Annotated in this window: 15 protein-coding genes; 7 read left to right on the plus strand and 8 right to left on the minus strand. The window is 71.2% G+C overall.

The features are described 5' to 3' along the window. Nucleotides 1–91 precede the first annotated feature (91 nt). The 4 genes from K5L01_RS03715 to K5L01_RS03730 form a co-directional block, all read right to left on the minus strand. Nucleotides 92–2,164, minus strand: a complete 2,073-nt coding sequence (locus tag K5L01_RS03715; protein WP_250062047.1) for a GGDEF/EAL domain-containing response regulator — start codon at nt 2,162–2,164, stop codon at nt 92–94. Between the two features lie 123 nt (nt 2,165–2,287). Continuing rightward, nucleotides 2,288–3,472 (minus strand): BaiN/RdsA family NAD(P)/FAD-dependent oxidoreductase, encoded by a 1,185-nt coding sequence (locus K5L01_RS03720; protein ID WP_250063451.1) that lies wholly within the window; start codon nt 3,470–3,472, stop codon nt 2,288–2,290. A gap of 22 nt (nt 3,473–3,494) precedes the next feature. Next, nucleotides 3,495–4,043 carry a YaeQ family protein gene (locus K5L01_RS03725; RefSeq protein WP_250062049.1) on the minus strand — a complete coding sequence of 183 codons (549 nt, stop codon included), beginning with the start codon at nt 4,041–4,043 and terminating at the stop codon, nt 3,495–3,497. A 60-nt stretch (nt 4,044–4,103) separates the two neighbouring features. Next, complete coding sequence (locus K5L01_RS03730) at nt 4,104–4,577, minus strand: YaiI/YqxD family protein (protein ID WP_250062051.1); 474 nt, start codon at nt 4,575–4,577, stop codon at nt 4,104–4,106. Nucleotides 4,578–4,894: 317 nt separating this feature from the next. Here K5L01_RS03730 and K5L01_RS03735 point away from each other — a divergent pair, with 317 nt between their 5' ends. The 4 genes from K5L01_RS03735 (at nt 4,895) to K5L01_RS03750 (ending at nt 7,901) form a co-directional block, all read left to right on the plus strand. Then, nucleotides 4,895–5,104, plus strand: a complete 210-nt coding sequence (locus K5L01_RS03735; RefSeq protein WP_250062053.1) for a cold-shock protein — start codon at nt 4,895–4,897, stop codon at nt 5,102–5,104. A gap of 135 nt (nt 5,105–5,239) precedes the next feature. Continuing rightward, on the plus strand, nt 5,240–6,793 hold the full coding sequence (locus K5L01_RS03740; RefSeq protein WP_250062056.1) for a protein adenylyltransferase SelO: 1,554 nt from the start codon (nt 5,240–5,242) through the stop codon (nt 6,791–6,793). A gap of 12 nt (nt 6,794–6,805) precedes the next feature. Next, nucleotides 6,806–7,345: an adenine phosphoribosyltransferase gene (locus K5L01_RS03745; protein ID WP_250062058.1), complete on the plus strand. Its 540-nt coding sequence runs from the start codon at nt 6,806–6,808 to the stop codon at nt 7,343–7,345. Between the two features lie 4 nt (nt 7,346–7,349). Further along, entirely contained in the window at nt 7,350–7,901 is a 552-nt protein-coding gene (locus K5L01_RS03750; protein ID WP_250062060.1) for a demethoxyubiquinone hydroxylase family protein, read from the plus strand. A 177-nt stretch (nt 7,902–8,078) separates the two neighbouring features. Here K5L01_RS03750 and dbpA read toward each other — a convergent pair whose 3' ends face one another. Next, complete coding sequence (gene dbpA / locus K5L01_RS03755) at nt 8,079–9,455, minus strand: ATP-dependent RNA helicase DbpA (protein ID WP_250062062.1); 1,377 nt, start codon at nt 9,453–9,455, stop codon at nt 8,079–8,081. 52 nt (nt 9,456–9,507) lie between these two features. Continuing rightward, nucleotides 9,508–10,560, minus strand: a complete 1,053-nt coding sequence (locus K5L01_RS03760) for a YeiH family protein (RefSeq protein ID WP_250062064.1) — start codon at nt 10,558–10,560, stop codon at nt 9,508–9,510. Between the two features lie 96 nt (nt 10,561–10,656). On the opposite strand from K5L01_RS03760, the gene K5L01_RS03765 reads away from it, so the two are divergent. The 3 genes from K5L01_RS03765 (at nt 10,657) to K5L01_RS03775 (ending at nt 14,003) form a co-directional block, all read left to right on the plus strand. Then, nucleotides 10,657–11,562, plus strand: a complete 906-nt coding sequence (locus K5L01_RS03765) for a LysR family transcriptional regulator (protein ID WP_250062066.1) — start codon at nt 10,657–10,659, stop codon at nt 11,560–11,562. A gap of 54 nt (nt 11,563–11,616) precedes the next feature. Next, entirely contained in the window at nt 11,617–13,494 is a 1,878-nt protein-coding gene (locus K5L01_RS03770) for an ATP-binding cassette domain-containing protein (protein ID WP_250062068.1), read from the plus strand. 89 nt (nt 13,495–13,583) lie between these two features. After that, a complete protein-coding gene (locus K5L01_RS03775) occupies nt 13,584–14,003 on the plus strand; it encodes a VOC family protein (protein WP_250062070.1) in 420 nt (139 codons plus the stop codon). Between the two features lie 11 nt (nt 14,004–14,014). Here the strand turns inward: K5L01_RS03775 and K5L01_RS03780 are convergent, their stop codons facing one another. Together K5L01_RS03780 and K5L01_RS03785 are read right to left on the minus strand one after the other, a co-directional pair. Continuing rightward, a complete protein-coding gene (locus K5L01_RS03780) occupies nt 14,015–14,452 on the minus strand; it encodes a barstar family protein (RefSeq protein WP_250062072.1) in 438 nt (145 codons plus the stop codon). Next, the gene (locus tag K5L01_RS03785; protein ID WP_250062074.1) at nt 14,449–14,898 is read right to left on the minus strand and encodes a guanyl-specific ribonuclease; all 450 of its coding nucleotides are present in this window, start codon (nt 14,896–14,898) and stop codon (nt 14,449–14,451) included. Before K5L01_RS03785 ends, K5L01_RS03780 begins: the two co-directional genes overlap by 4 nt. Between the last annotated feature and the right edge of the window lie 152 nt (nt 14,899–15,050).

Raw genomic sequence — 15,050 nt, forward strand, 5'->3', positions numbered from 1 at the left:
TCCCCCCGGACCGCTCCCGGTAGAGCGGGGCCACGCCCCGCTCGGGGCTGTACCGGCATCGCGCCGGGCACGGCCGCCTGCCTGCCCCGGCTCAGCCGAACTCGAAGTTCATCTCCGGGCCGGCCGGGCTGACGAAATCGCCCTGGACGTAATCCACCCCGGCACTGAAGAGCAGGCTCATGGTGGCCGCGTCGGAGACGAACTCGGCGATGGTGAGGATCGCCTCGGACTGCGCCCGCTCGGTGATCTCCTGGGTCTTGGGCAACTGCTCGCGGGCCTGTGCGGGGTCGGCGCTGAAGCTGCTGTCGAGCTTGAGGAAGCTCGGCTGGAAGTGCGCCAGCAGCTGGAAGGAATCCAGCCCGGAGCCGAACTGTTCCAGGCCGACCTTGCAGCCCAGTGCGGAAACGTCGGCCAGGAACTGCTGGGCGTTGCGCAGGTGGGTGAACACCTTGGCCTCGGGGATCTGCAGCCACAGCTGGTCGCCGGCGACGCCCTCGGCCTGCAGGCCCTTGCCGATCACCGCCAGCAGCTGCGGGTCGGAGAACGATTCGGGCGTGATGCGGACCATCAGGTGGGTACGGTGGCCGGCACGGCGGCGCTCGCCCAGCGCCTTGATCGCCTGGCCGACCAGCCAGCGGTTGATCGGCGCCAGCAGGCCCTGGTCCTCGGCGATCGGCAGGAAGGTGGCCGGCCCGACCATCTCGTCGTTGCCGCGCAGCTGCAGCGTGGCGTCGTACAGCTGGATCGGTGCGCCGACCAGGTTGATCACCGGACGGAAGCGCAGCTGGAACCCATCGCTGTCCAGCGCCTCGCGCATCCGCTCGACCCAACGCTGGATGCGCTCTTCCTCGACCCGGTCGGCGGCGCCGGGGTCGAACACCTTGACCGTGTTGCCGCCCAGTTCGGTGGCCGCATGCACGCAGTCGCTGGCGCGCGCCAGGACCTGGCCGACGCTGGCGATCTTCTCGCCGACCTGCACCCCGCCGATGCTGACGGTCACCGTCGCCGAGCGTGCGCCGATGCTGAAGACGTGCGAGGCGAAGGCGTCGCGGACGCGTTCGGCCAGCCGCGCGGTGTGCGGATAATCGCCCTCGGCGAGGATCGCGAAACTGTGTTCGCCGAAGCGCGCCACCGGCAGCGCCGCGCCGAGCGTGGAGGCCAGGTGCTGGCCCAGCGCCGCGACCAGCGCGTCGGCCGAATCCAGGCCGATGTCCGGCAGCAGGCGGGCGTAGTGGTCGGGCTCGACCAGCAGGAAGCCGTAACGGCCTTCGCTGCGGCTGACCTGGGCGACCGCGTTCTCCAGGTGCACCATGAAGGTGGGACGGTTGAGCAGGCCGGTGACCTGGTCGCGCTGGCGCAGCTCCTCGACTTCGCGCGCCATCTCCGGGTCGAACTCCTCGCGGCGGCGAAACACCACCTGAAAGCAGGACTCGCCCTCGTAGGTGGCCGCGGTGAACTCCATGGTCGCCGGGAAGGTGTTGCCGTCCTGGTTGCGGGCATGCACCTCGTACTGCGGCGGCGGCGCCTCGCCCTTGCTCAGGGACTGCAGCAGCTGCTTGAAGTCCTCCACGTGCTGCGGCGCGACCATGTCCAGCAGCGACACGCCCTCCACGTCCTCGAACGCCTCGTAGCCGAACATCTCCAGGTAGGCGTCGTTGGCGCGGATGTGCATGCCTTCGTGGACATAGGCGATGGGGTCGCGCGAGGACGCGATCAGCGCGTCGCAGCGGCGCTCGGTCTCGCGCATCTGCGCTTCGATCCGGCGCAGGCCACGGCGCGCCTGCAGGTCGGTCCACTCGTTGCGCACCACCGCCAGCAGATGCTCGGGACGGTGGCGCAGGGCGATGGCGCGGATGCCGATCGCCCGGGATTCCACCAGCACCGGCTCGTCCACGCGGTCGGCCAGCAGGATCACCGGAATGTCCTTGCCGCTGGCCGCGATCTGCTGGCTGAGCAGTGCCTGCGGGATGACCCGCGAGGGCGAGGACAGGACCAGGTCGATGGCCTGCCTGGCCACGATGTCGGCCAGCTCCTCCGGTCCCTGCGCCCGGAACGGGCGGATGGCGATGCCGCTGTTGCGCAGCGCGCTGACGATCGCCTCGGCACTGTCGACGCTGTCGTCGACGATCAGCAGGCGCAGCGTTGCTTCTTTACCTTTCTGCATTCGTGACTCCCCTCCGACGGGGTTTAATACCTCATGGGGACGGTGCCGTCCATGATCGGACCCCGGCGATGTGACGTGCTCGCCGACCTGCGCCGCGGGCGTCCGCCAACGCGCGGGAGGGACTCAGGCGACGCCGCCGGCGGCATGCCCGGATGCCCAGGCCCACTGGAAGTTGTAGCCGCCCAGCCAACCGGTCACGTCCAGCACCTCGCCGACGAAATACAGCCCCGGCACCCGGCGCGACTCCAGGGTCGACGAGGACACCTGTGCGGTATCCACGCCCCCCAGGGTGACCTCGGCGGTGCGGTAGCCCTCGGTGCCGCTGGCCACCAGCGGGAAGCGCGAGAGCAGGGCGGCCGCCTGCGCCAGTGCCGGCTCGTCGAGCTGGCGCAGCGCCCGGTCCGGCAGCCAGTGTTCGCACAGCCGCTGCGCCAGGCGCTTGGGCAGGACGTCGGCCAGCACCGTGCGCAGCGCCGAGGCGCCGCGCTCGCGCTTCATCCGCTGCAGCCAGTCCGCGGCGTCCCGCCCCGGCAGCAGGTCCAGGCGCAGGTCGTCGCCGGGCTGCCAGTACGAGGAGATCTGCAGGATCGCCGGGCCGCTGATGCCGCGATGGGTGAGCAGCATGAAGTTGCGGAAGTGCTGGCCGTTGCAGTGCGCCTCCACCGGCAGTGCCACGCCGCTGAGGTCGGCGAAGCGTTCCTGGTGTTTGCCGCTCAGGGTCAACGGCACCAGCCCGGCACGGGTGGGCAGCAGCGCATGGCCGAACTGCCGGGCGAGCTCGTAGCCGAAGCCGCTGGCGCCCATGCTGGGAATGGACAGGCCGCCACTGGCGACCACCAGCGAGGCGCTCTGGAACAGGCCCTGCGAGGTGCGCACGCGGAAACCGTCGGTCCCGCGCTCGACACTCTCCACCGTACAGCCGGTGCGGACCTGGGCGCCGGCCTGCTGGCACTCCTCCAGCAGCATGCGCACGATCTGCTTGGAGGACTCGTCGCAGAACAGCTGGCCCAGCTCCTTCTCGTGCCAGGCGATGCGGTGCCGCTCGACCATGTCGATGAAGTCGGCCGGCGTATAGCGCGCCAGCGCCGACTTGCAGAAATGCGGGTTGGCCGAAAGGAAGTTGCCGGCGCTGGTGCCGGTATTGGTGAAGTTGCAGCGGCCGCCGCCGGACATCAGGATCTTCTTGCCGGCCCGGTTGGCATGGTCGACCACCTGTACGGCACGACCACGTTGGCCGGCGGTGAGCGCACACATCAGCCCGGCAGCGCCGGCACCGATCACCAGCACGTCGCAGTGCCGGGGAGCCATGCCCGGGGGAGTCGCCATGCGCCTAGTCCGCCGCGCGCTTGCGCCAGACCGGGACCACGTCCAGTTGCACCTGGTCGTTGAGGATCTGTACTTCGCCATCCTGGATCAGCACGCTCCAGCGCATGGCGCGCTGGATCTGCTGGCCCCAGCGCTCGACGAAACCGGCGTCCAGGTCGAGCACCGACAGGTTGCCGAAGCGGGCCAGGCCCTTGCCCTGCTTCTGCCACCAGAGGTCCGAGGCGTTGCCGCCGTGGTTGACCAGCTGCACCCGGCGGCTGCGGTTGCTGGCCTTGCGCACGCGCGATTCATCCGGGTGGCCCAGGTCGATCCACTGCAGGATGTCGCCGGTGTAGTCGTGCTGCCACAGGTCCGGTTCGTCGTCGGTGCTCAGGCCGCGGCCGAACTCCAGGCGCTCGTCGGCATTCAGCGCGAACGCGAGCAGGCGCACCATCAGGCGCTCGTCGGTCTCGGAGGGGTGCTGGGCCAGGGTCAGGTGGTGGTTCGCGTAGTAACCGCGGTCCATGTCGCTGATCTGCAGTTCGGCCTTGCGGATGGTGGCGGTAAGGGCCATCGGGATCCCCGGACAAAGACCGCCATTCTACTGTGCGGGGCCGGGCACGGGCGGCGCGCTTCAGCGTCGCCGGGCCAGCCACTGGTCCAGGCGCGCGGCGAACGCCTGGCGATCCCGGGCATGCAGGCTGGGCGGGCCGCCGGTCGCCACGCCGGCACCCCGCAGCTCGGCCATGAAGTCGCGCACCGACAGGCGCTCGGCGATGCTGTCGGCGCTGAACGGCTCGCCGCGGGGGGCCAGGGCCGCCGCGCCCTTGTCCAGCACGCGCGCCGCCAGCGGAATGTCCTGGGTGATCACCAGGTCGCCGGCGGCGGCCCGTTCGGCGATCGCGTCATCGGCCGCATCGGGCGTGCCGGCGACCTGGAGCGCCCGGATGAAACGCGAGGGCGGGGTCTGCAGCCAGCGGTTGGCGACCAGGACCAGTTCGGTCGCGGTGCGCTCGGCGGCGCGGTACAGGATGTCGCGGATCACCGCGGGGCAGGCGTCGGCATCGACCCAGATGCGCGGGGCCGGGGGGGCGGAAGAGGCGTCCATGCCGCGCAGTCTATCGTCACGGGCCCGGAAAACGCTCTGCGCCGCGACCGGCGAATCCCGGCAAGTCGATGAATTCACCGGGAATGTTGCCGCCAACGGAGGCCTGCTTCAAAAATACGTACGGTATTTGTCGCTTTTTGGCGGAAAGCCGCGTATCTTTCGCCCCACTGTGCTTGCAAGGGTCACCGTGAATCGTGGCCTGATGCAGCTGATCTGACTGATCCGCGCATCGTTCCGTTTTACCAACGCCTGCAACTCAGTCTCGGCCCCGATCCCGGTGGCTGCGATTTCCTATTCAATAGTTCCAGGAGTTAGTAATGTCTGAACGTCAGACCGGTACGGTGAAGTGGTTCAACGATGCCAAGGGTTTCGGTTTCATCACCCCGGAAAGCGGCCCCGACCTCTTCGTGCACTTCCGCGCCATCCAGGGCACCGGCTTCAAGTCGCTGCAGGAAGGCCAGAAGGTCACCTTCGTGGCCGTCCAGGGCCAGAAGGGCATGCAGGCCGACCAGGTGCAGCCGGTTTAATCCGTCCGCCATCTGTTGTCCAGAACGCCGGAAGCTTCTGCTTCCGGCGTTTTTTTATGCCTGCCCCCGGCCCGTGGCGCGGCAGGGCGCCCGGAGGCGCAGGCCGTTTTCCATCCCAGCCCCTATGCTTGGCCGATGACAGCACTCGTTTTCGACAACCGTTTCCTGCGCGAGCTGCCCGGCGACCCGGAGCAGGGAGCGCGACGGCGCCAGGTGCGTGGCGCAGCCTGGTCGCCGGTGACGCCGACGCCGGTCGCCGCGCCGCGGCTGCTGGCGCACTCGCCGGAGGTGGCGGCGCTGCTGGGCATTTCCGCGCAGCGCCTGCACGCACCGGCATTCGCCGAGGTGTTCGGCGGCAATGCGTTGTACCCGGGCATGCAGCCGTGGGCGGCCAACTATGGCGGGCACCAGTTCGGACACTGGGCCGGGCAGCTGGGCGACGGCCGGGCGATCTCGCTGGGCGAGCTGCTGGCCGATGGCCGGCGCTGGGAGCTGCAGCTCAAGGGCGCCGGCCCGACGCCCTATTCGCGTGGCGCCGACGGCCGGGCGGTGCTGCGGTCGTCGATCCGCGAATTCCTGTGTTCCGAAGCCATGCACCATCTGGGCGTGCCCAGCACCCGCGCCCTGTGCCTGGTCGCGACCGGCGAGCGCGTGGTGCGCGACATGTTCTACGACGGCCGGCCGCAGGCCGAACCGGGCGCGGTGGTGTGCCGGGTGGCGCCGTCGTTCCTGCGTTTCGGCAGCTTCGAACTGCCGGCCGCGCGTGGCGAGCAGGCCCTGCTGCAGCGCCTGGTGGACGTCTGCATCGACCGCGACTTCCCGCACCTGGCGGCGGGCCCATCGCGCCGGGCCGACTGGTTCGCCGAGGTCTGCACGCGCACCGCGACGATGGTCGCGCAGTGGATGCGGGTCGGCTTCGTGCACGGGGTGATGAACACCGACAACATGTCCATCCTGGGCCTGACCCTCGACTACGGCCCGTACGGCTGGGTGGAGGACTACGATCCGGACTGGACGCCCAACACCACCGATGCCCAGGACCGCCGCTACCGCTTCGGCGCCCAGGTGCAGGTCGCGTACTGGAACCTGGTACGGCTGGCCCAGGCGCTGGCTCCGGTATTCGGGGAGGCCGGACCGCTGCAGGCGGGGCTGGACGCCTTCCGGGCGCGGCAGGCCGACGAGGAGCGCGCGCACCTGGTGGCCAAACTCGGCCTGGACGCATGCCGCGAGGGCGACGAGGCGCTCATGGCGCGCTTCCAAGAGCTGCTGCAACGCGGGGAGATGGACATGACCCTGGCTTTCCGCGGCCTGGCCGGCGTCGATCCGCGGCAAGCGGATGCGGGCACGCTGGAGGCGGCCTTCTATTCGCCCGCGCGCCGTGCCGAGGTGATGCCGGACCTGCTGGCATGGCTGGATCAGTACGCGGCGCGCGTGCGCGATGCCGCGCTTCCCGGCGAGGTGCGGCGACGGCAGATGGCGGCCGCCAACCCCAAGTACGTGCTGCGCAACTGGCTGGTGCAGCAGGCCATCGACCGCGCCGAGCAGGGCGACCCGGCCGGCATCGCCGACCTGCTGGAGGTGATGCGCCACCCCTGCGACGAGCAGCCCGGCCGCGAGGCGTTCGCGCAGCGGCGTCCGGACTGGGCGCGTGAGCGCGCCGGCTGTTCGATGCTTTCCTGCAGCTCCTGAGACATTCCGCGCATGCCCGATACGCCCCCCACGCTCCCCGACTGGTCCCGTACGCTCCGCGACGTGGCCGACTTTCCCCGGCCCGGCATCCACTTCAAGGACATCACGCCGCTGCTGGCCGATGCCGCCGCCCTGCGTGCCGCGGTCGCGGCGCTGGCCGCGCCCTGGCGCAACGCCGGGGTGCAGGCGGTGCTGGGCGTGGAGGCCCGCGGCTTCATCCTCGGCGCCGCGCTGGCGCTGGAACTCGGCGCCGGCTTCGTGCCGCTGCGCAAGCCGGGCAAGCTGCCCGGGGCCACCTTGGTGCAGGACTACGCGCTGGAGTACGGCAGCGACCGCATCGAGGTCTGTGCCGGTGCGGTGGCCGCCGGTACGCGGACCCTGCTGGTCGACGACGTGCTGGCGACCGGCGGCACGCTGGCGGCGGCGCTGCTGCTGGCACGGCAGCTCGAGGTGGACGTGCTGGGCGCGGCGGTGCTGGTGGAACTGCAGGCGCTGGGTGGCCGCCGGCGCTGGCCCGACGGCCTGCCGCTGCTGGCGACGCTGGTGTACTGAGCGCATGGAGCCCATGACGCGGACGCCGCGGACGCCAGCGACCTGTGGGCTGGGAGACCGCATCCTCAAGGTCGACCACGCCGGCGAACATGGCGCAGTCAACATCTACAGCGGCCAGCTCTTCATGGCGCGGCTTACCGCCCCCGGGATGGTCGATGAACTCCGGGAGTTCCGTGCGCATGAACAGAGGCATCGCGCGATCTTCGCGGAGGAACTGCGGCGCCGGGGGCGTCCGCGCTGCCGCAGCTACTGGCTGTGCGGCGTTGGCGGGCGCGTCCTCGGCCTCATCACCGGGCTGTTCGGGAGCGGCGCCATTTCAGCAACGACCGTCGCGGTCGAGAGCGTGGTGCTCCGGCACCTGGAGCAGCAGCTCGCACTCCTGGAAGACGACGATCCGGCGGCGGTCGTGGCGATCTCGGCCATCGTCGCCGAGGAGCAGCAGCACCATGACTGCTCGGCCGGCCACCTCCAGGGCGACCGGTTCTGGCCGCGGGGCCTGTCGCCGGTCGTGGCCGCAGCCACGGAAGCGGTCATCTGGCTCGGCATGCGCTCATGAGGCCGGTCATCGACCCGTGCGGCCGCCGCCTGGCGCTCCCGCCGGGGCCGGGTACCGCGCCGCGCGGAGGAGCCCCGCGCCGGCCGCAGCGCTGACAGTCCGGTCCCGGCGCGGGGAGTGCGGCGGGGCGTTCCCCGCGATCGTGCAGGGCGCGCGCCACGCCGCCGGGTGCCGGCGCTACATCTTGCGCACGCGGAAACGCTTTCCCTTGATCCTTCCGGCTTCCAGCCGCGCCAGCGCCTTGCCGGCCTGTTCGCGGGCGATGGCCACGTAGGAGCGGGTGGGGAAGATGTCGATCCTGCCGATGGCCTTGCCCGACAGCCCCGCCTCGCCGGTGAGCGCGCCGAGGATGTCGCCGGCGCGCAGCTTGTCGGTCTTGCCGCCGTCGATGCGCAGCGTGGCCATCGCCGCCTGCGGCAACTGCGCCGGACGCGCGGTGGCCAGCGGCGTCTTCTGCCAGTCCAGGGCGCTGCCCTCGGCCGCTTCCAGCGCCTCGGCGCGGTGGCGTTCGCGGCCGGCGACCAGGCTCAGCGCCAGGCCGCTGCGGCCGGCGCGGGCGGTGCGGCCGACACGGTGGCGGTAGCTGTCCAGGTCGCCGGGCAGCTCGTAGTTGACCACCGCGGCCAGGTCTTCCACGTCCAGGCCGCGTGCGGCCACGTCGCTGGCGACCAGCACGTTGCAGCTGCGGTTGGAGAACTGCAGCAGCACCTCGTCGCGGTCGCGCTGCTCCATGTCGCCATGCAGGGCCAGTGCGGAGAAGCCGAACTGGCGCAGCGAGTTGGCCACCTCGTCCACGTCCTTGCGGGTGTTGCAGAACACCACCGCCGATTCGGGCGTGTACTTGAGCAGCAGGCCGGCCAGCGCTTTCTGCCGGTGCGCGGCGTCGACCTCGAAGAACCGGTGCTGGATGGCCGGGGCTTCCTGCTGGCCGTCGATGGTGACTTCCACCGGGTCGTCGAGCAGGGCGCGGGCCAGCGCACGGATCTCCTCGGGGAAGGTCGCCGAGAACAGCAGGCTCTGGCGCTCCGTGTGGGTGCGCCCGGCGATTTCGCGGATCGGTTCCTCGAAGCCCATGTCGAGCATGCGGTCGGCCTCGTCGAGCACGAAGCAGCGCACCTGCCCGAGGTTGAGCGCACGCTTGCGCGCCAGCTCCTGGACACGGCCGGGGGTGCCGACCACGACCTGCGGATCGTGCGCCGCCAGCGAGGCCAGCTGTGGCGCCAGCGGCACGCCCCCGGTCAGCACCAGCAGCTTGAGGTTGGGGATGCCGGTGGCCAGCCTGCGCAGCTGCCGCCCGACCTGGTCGGCCAGTTCACGGGTGGGGCACAGCACCAGCGCCTGGGTGCGCAGGGTGGCCGGATCGAGCCGGTGGAGCAGCCCCAGGCCGAAGGCGGCGGTCTTGCCGCTGCCGGTGGGGGCCTGGGCGATCACGTCGCGCCCGTCCAGGATCGGCGGCAGGCTCAGCGCCTGTACCGGGGTCATGGCGGTATAGCCCAGCGCGTCGATGCCGGGAGCGAGTGCCGGCGACAGCGGCAGCGAGGAGAAATCGGTCATGCCGTATTTTCGCAGATGCCGGTGCGCCGTGCGCCTCCGGTGGCACGCCGCCTCAGACCAGCGCCTGCACGCCGAGGTTGATCAGCAAGCCGCCGCCGAGCAGCCAGACGAACAGCAGCAGGGCCAGCAGCATCGGCCGTACGCCACCCTGGCGCAGGGCCGAGGCATGCGTGGTCAGCCCGAGGGCGGCCATCGCCATCGCCAGCAGCGCCGTGTCCAGGTCGACCAGCAGCGCGACCAGCGGCGCCGGCAGCCAGCCCAGCGAATTGAAGCCGACCATGGCGATGAACCCGAACGCGAACCAGGGCACGGCGATCGCCGTGCGCCGGCCGCCCTCGGCGCGCCCGCGCGCGAGCAGGGCCGACAGGCCAAGCAGGAACGGCGCCAGCATCATCACCCGGACCATCTTGGTGATCACCGCGGTGTCGGCGGTGCCGGCGCCGATGGCACGGCCGGCGGCCACCACCTGGGCCACTTCGTGCACGGTGGAGCCGGTGAACACGCCGAAGCCGGCGGCATCCAGCGGCATCCAGCCGGCCTCCACGCCCCAGTGGTAGAGCAGCGGATACAGGAACATCGCCAGCGTGCCGAACACCACCACGGTGGCGACGGCCACGGCGACCTGCTCGGCGCGCCCCTTGACCACCGGCTCGGCGGCCATCACCGCGGCGGCGCCGCAGATGGCGCTGCCAGCGCCGATCAGCAGGGCGGTGTCGCGTTCCAGGCCCAGCAGCCGGCGTCCCAGCCACCATGCCAGGGCGAAGGTGGAACACAGCACCAGGGCATCGATCAGCGCACCGGCGAGGCCCACCTGGGCGATGTCCTGCAGGGTCAGCCGGAGTCCATACAGAACGATGCCGGCGCGCAGCAGGGTGGCCTTGGCGAACCCGACGCCGGCCGCCGCACGGGGCGCCAGCGGGGCGTAGACGGTGTTGCCCAGGACGATGCCGATCACGATGGCCAGGGTCAGTGCACTGAGGCCCTGCGCCTGCAGCCAGGGCAGGGCGCCGAGCCAGAGCGAGAGGGCGGCGACGGCCGCGGCGAGCAACAGTCCGGGCAGGCGGGCGGTGCGGGCCGGTGCCGGCCCTTGCGTGGCGGTGTTCATGACGGATGGTTATCAGGGGGTGGCCCATACTGCCCCCGGCCTCATCAGTCGTAAAACAGATAATATCGGTAAAAACAACCTGCAGGATCGATAGGAGTGCACCTCTCACTGCGCCAGCTGCAGATCTTCTCGGCCATCGCCGAAGCCGGAACGACCACCGCCGCCGGCGCTGCGATCGGGCTGTCGCAGTCCGCGGTGAGCGCAGCGCTGAGCGAGCTGGAGAGCGTGCTCGGGTTGCCGCTGTTCGACCGCATCGGGCGGCGGCTGGTGCTCAACGGCCACGGCCGCGCCCTGTTGCCGGAGGCACGCGCCCTGCTGGCGGGCATGGACGACATCGAGCGCCGGTTCCGCATCGCCGGCGAACCCGGCGCGCCGGTCCGCTGGCGGGTCGGCGCCAGCACCACCATCGGCAACTACCTGATGCCGGGGCGGATCGCCGACCTGCGCACCGGCAACGACCATGCCCGCGTCGAGCTGGTCATCGGCAACACCCGCGACGTGGCCCAGGCGGTGCTGGGCCTGGAAGTGGACATCGGCCTGATCGAGGGGCCCTGCCACGCGCCCGGCCTGGAGGTCGCGGCCTGGCGGGAAGATGAACTGCTGATCGTGTTCGGCGACCGCCATCCGCAGGCTGCCGCGCTGCGCGCGGGTGCGGACATGCCGCGGCTCCGCGATGCCTGCTGGCTGCTGCGCGAACCCGGCTCCGGTACCCGCGAGGCGGCCGAACAGGCCTTGCTGCCGCACCTGGGCGGGTTCGCCGATGTGCTGCAGCTGGGCGGCACCGAGGCGATCAAGCAGGGCGCGGTGGCCGGGCTGGGCCTGGCCTGCCTGTCGCGGCACGCGGTGGCCGACCTGCTCGCGCTGGGGCGGCTGCATGCGTTGGCCACGCCGCTGCCGCCGCTGCGCCGCCCGCTCTCGGTGCTGCGGCATCCGGGCAAGCGCGTGCCGGGCAGCCTGCGCCGGCTGCTGGCGCTGGATGCGGACGTCTTCGCCGACAGCTGAAGCGGCCGGCGGCGAGGGCGCATTCGCAACGCCATCGCCCGCTACAATGCGCGCATGCCTTTGATCACCCTGCAGAACGTCGACTACAGCGTCGGCGGCCCGTTGTTGCTGGAAAAAGCCGACCTCTCGATCGACGCGGGCGAACGCATCGCGCTGATCGGCCGCAACGGCGCCGGCAAGTCCACCCTGATGAAACTGATGGCCGGCGAACTGCGCCCGGATGACGGCGAGGTCCGGGTGCCCCCCGGCGTACGCATCGCGCGGCTGGAACAGGAGGTGCCGCACGGTGCCGGCGGCAGCGTGTTCGACGTGGTGGCCGCGGGCCTGGGCGAACTGGGCGACTGGCTCGCCGAGTTCCACCGGCTCAGCAGCGCCGCGGACTTCGACGGCGAGGCGCTGGCGCGCGTGCAGGCCAAGATCGACAGCGGCGACGGCTGGGCGCTGGAGCAGCGCGTGGCCGAGACCCTCACCCGGCTGGCGCTGGACGGCGAGGCCGGGTTCGAACGGCTGTCCGGCGGCATGAAGCGCCGGGTGCTGCTGGCCCGGGCGCTGGTGGCCGGCCCCGACGTGCTGCTGCTGGACGAGCCGACCAACCACCTGGACATCGAGGCCATCGACTGGCTGGAGGGCTTTCTCAAGGGCTGGAGCGGCTGCGTGGTGTTCGTCACCCACGATCGCCGCTTCCTGCGGGCGCTGGCGACCCGCATCGTCGAGATCGACCGCGGCCAGGTGAGCAGTTGGCCGGGCGACTGGGCCAACTACGAGCGCCGGCGCGAAGAACGCCTGAATGCCCAGGCCCAGGAGAACGCCCGCTTCGACAAGCTGCTGGCGCAGGAAGAGGTGTGGATACGCCAGGGCATCAAGGCCCGCCGTACCCGCGACGAGGGCCGCGTGCGCCGGCTCAAGGCCATGCGCGCCGAACGTGGCCAGCGCCGCGAGCTGGGCGGCAACGTCAGGCTGGAAGCGGCGGGCGGTGAGCACTCCGGCAAGAAGGTGGTGGACATCAAGGAGGTCTGCTTCGCCTTCGGCGAGCGGGCGATGGTCCGCGATTTCTCCACCACCATCCTGCGCGGCGACCGCATCGGCCTGATCGGCCCCAACGGCAGTGGCAAGACCACCCTGCTGAAGCTGCTGCTGGGCGAGCTGCAGCCGGACAGCGGCGAAGTGCGCCAGGGCACCAACCTGCAGATCGCCTATTTCGACCAGTACCGCGCCACCCTGCGCGAGGACTGGAGCGCGATCGAGAACGTCGCCGAAGGCGCGGATTTCATCGATCTCAACGGCAAGCGCAAGCACGTCCACGCCTACCTGCAGGATTTCCTGTTCACCCCGGAGCGCGCGCGCGCGCCGATCACCCGCCTGTCCGGCGGCGAGCGCAACCGCCTGCTGCTGGCCAAGCTGTTCGCGCAGCCGTCCAACCTGCTGGTGATGGACGAACCCACCAACGACCTGGACGTGGAGACCCTGGAGCTGCTGGAGGAGCTGCTGGGCGACTACACCGGCACCCTGCTGCTGGTCAGCCACGACCGCGACTTCCTGGACAACGTGGTCACCTCCACCCTGGTGATGGAAGGCCAGGGCAGGGTGGGCGAGTATGTCGGCGGCTACAGCGACTGGCTGCGCCAGCGGCCGCCGATGGCCGTCGCGGTGCCTGTCGGCAAGCCGGCGCCGGCCAAACCCGCGGCCGCCGCGGCACCGGCACCGGCACCGGCCAAGCGCAAGCTCAGCTTCAAGGACACCCGTGAACTGGAACAGCTGCCGGCGACGATCGAGCGCCTGGAGCTGGACGTGGAGGGCCTGACCGCTGCGATGAACGACCCGGCGTTCTACACCCGCTCCAGCGCCGAGGTCAGCGCGCACACCCAGCACCTGGCCCGCGTGCAGGCCGAACTGGATACCGCCTACGCCCGCTGGGAAGAACTGGAAGGCTGACGGAGGAAGGGGCCGGCGCGGGCATGCGACAATCGCCCGCGGCCGCCGGGCAGGCGGCCGCATCGTCCCGGTTGCCCCTGGAGCCTGCGATGGACCTGCCGTTTTCCGTGCTGCGCATCGACCACGTGGTTTTCCGCGTCCGCGACCTGCAGCGCAGCATCGCCTTCTACCGCGACGTGCTCGGCTGCGGCCTGGTCAGGCAGCGGGCGGACCTGGGCCTGGCGCACCTGCGCGCCGGGGCGTCGATGATCGACCTGGTGGACGTGCACGGGCGCCTGGGCGCCCGCGGTGGCGATGCTCCGGGTGCCGCCGCGCGCAATGTCGACCACCTGTGCCTGCGGATCGAACCGTTCGACGAAGCGGCGCTGGTCGCGCACCTGCAGCGGCACGGATGCACCCCGGAAGGGCCGGCGGAGCGCAACTTCGGGGCCGAAGGCGATGGGCCTTCGCTGTACTTCGCCGATCCGGACGGCAATGCGATCGAACTCAAGGGAGCGGCGGACGCCTGAGGCGTACCGGCTCAGCCGTCGCCGGCCTCCACATCGGCGGCCGGCAGTTCGAGGAACGCCCAGAACGGGGTGCCGTCACCGGCCCAGCCGGCCGCGGCGTCGGCGAGGACGTCCAGCAGCATGTCGAATTCCCCGCGACTGGCCCGGCGCAGGTCGCCGGCGCCGCTGAACAGCAGCGCATAGCCGCGGGCGGGCAGCCAGGACAGGTCACCCAGCGCATCGGCCAGGGCGTCCCAGTTGCGCCCCCAGCCCGGAGGAACGTCGAGCTGGGTGCCGAGGCGCAGCAGCAGCGTACGCTTGTCGGTGCACGCCTCCAGGTCCACCCGCAGCACCTTGAGCCCGGCGTCGCGCGCGGCGGCGGCAAGGCCGCCCAGGTCGCCCGAGGCCACGGCGTAGACGCCGGCCCGCGTGAGGTCCTCCAGGCCCATGTCGAAACCGCTGTCGCTCATCGCGCACCTCCGTCGGCGGGCACCCTGAAGCCGCGGAAGGTTTCGTAGTGGTCGTCGCTGTAGTACCAGACCTCGGGCGGATCGCCGCCGGTGACGATGCGGCGGGTGCCGCGGTGCGGCAGGCCGGGCGTGCGCACGGTGTACTCGTGGTAGTAGCCGCGCGGGCGCTGCGGCAGGCGCCGTTCGCGGTTGCCGAACACGCTGCCGTCCTGGCGGTGGGGGAACGGCCCGCCGCGCAGGATCAGCGCGAGGGTGTCGTGCGCTTCCGGCGGCAGGAAGGCGGGCAGCGGGTCGGTGGCGCCCGGACGCGGCGTGTCCTCGACGGTCGCCGCAGGCGCCGCCACCGGAGCGAACTGCGGTGCCGGCGGCTGCTGCAGTATCCGCATGCCCCACAGGCCGGCGACCAGCAGGATCACGGCGGTGAGCAGGAGCAGCGGTTTGCGCATGGGGACGGCCTGTAGGTGCGGAGCCCCGATTATCGCCGCTGTGCGGCGAGTTTCTTGAACGCGGACCGGTGCCCGCGCCGGCCGCGCGGCACCGCCCCCTGCGGTTGTGTACACGGCAGGACGAAGTTTCCTTTACATCGCTCTTGGTAAGT

It is taken from the genome of Stenotrophomonas mori, from assembly GCF_023556335.1.
Taxonomy (GTDB): Bacteria; Pseudomonadota; Gammaproteobacteria; order Xanthomonadales; family Xanthomonadaceae; genus Stenotrophomonas; species Stenotrophomonas mori.

Coding starts and splice junctions, on each gene's coding strand:
- K5L01_RS03740 (WP_250062056.1), top strand. CDS start 5,240: ATGACAGCACTCGTTTTCGACAACCGTTTCCTGCGCGAGCTGCCCGGC.
- K5L01_RS03775 (WP_250062070.1), top strand. CDS start 13,584: ATGGACCTGCCGTTTTCCGTGCTGCGCATCGACCACGTGGTTTTCCGC.
- K5L01_RS03735 (WP_250062053.1), top strand. CDS start 4,895: ATGTCTGAACGTCAGACCGGTACGGTGAAGTGGTTCAACGATGCCAAG.
- K5L01_RS03785 (WP_250062074.1), bottom strand. CDS start 14,898: ATGCGCAAACCGCTGCTCCTGCTCACCGCCGTGATCCTGCTGGTCGCC.
- K5L01_RS03750 (WP_250062060.1), top strand. CDS start 7,350: ATGGAGCCCATGACGCGGACGCCGCGGACGCCAGCGACCTGTGGGCTG.
- K5L01_RS03720 (WP_250063451.1), bottom strand. CDS start 3,472: ATGGCTCCCCGGCACTGCGACGTGCTGGTGATCGGTGCCGGCGCTGCC.
- K5L01_RS03760 (WP_250062064.1), bottom strand. CDS start 10,560: ATGAACACCGCCACGCAAGGGCCGGCACCGGCCCGCACCGCCCGCCTG.
- K5L01_RS03780 (WP_250062072.1), bottom strand. CDS start 14,452: ATGAGCGACAGCGGTTTCGACATGGGCCTGGAGGACCTCACGCGGGCC.
- K5L01_RS03715 (WP_250062047.1), bottom strand. CDS start 2,164: ATGCAGAAAGGTAAAGAAGCAACGCTGCGCCTGCTGATCGTCGACGAC.
- K5L01_RS03770 (WP_250062068.1), top strand. CDS start 11,617: ATGCCTTTGATCACCCTGCAGAACGTCGACTACAGCGTCGGCGGCCCG.
- K5L01_RS03745 (WP_250062058.1), top strand. CDS start 6,806: ATGCCCGATACGCCCCCCACGCTCCCCGACTGGTCCCGTACGCTCCGC.
- K5L01_RS03725 (WP_250062049.1), bottom strand. CDS start 4,043: ATGGCCCTTACCGCCACCATCCGCAAGGCCGAACTGCAGATCAGCGAC.
- dbpA (WP_250062062.1), bottom strand. CDS start 9,455: ATGACCGATTTCTCCTCGCTGCCGCTGTCGCCGGCACTCGCTCCCGGC.
- K5L01_RS03730 (WP_250062051.1), bottom strand. CDS start 4,577: ATGGACGCCTCTTCCGCCCCCCCGGCCCCGCGCATCTGGGTCGATGCC.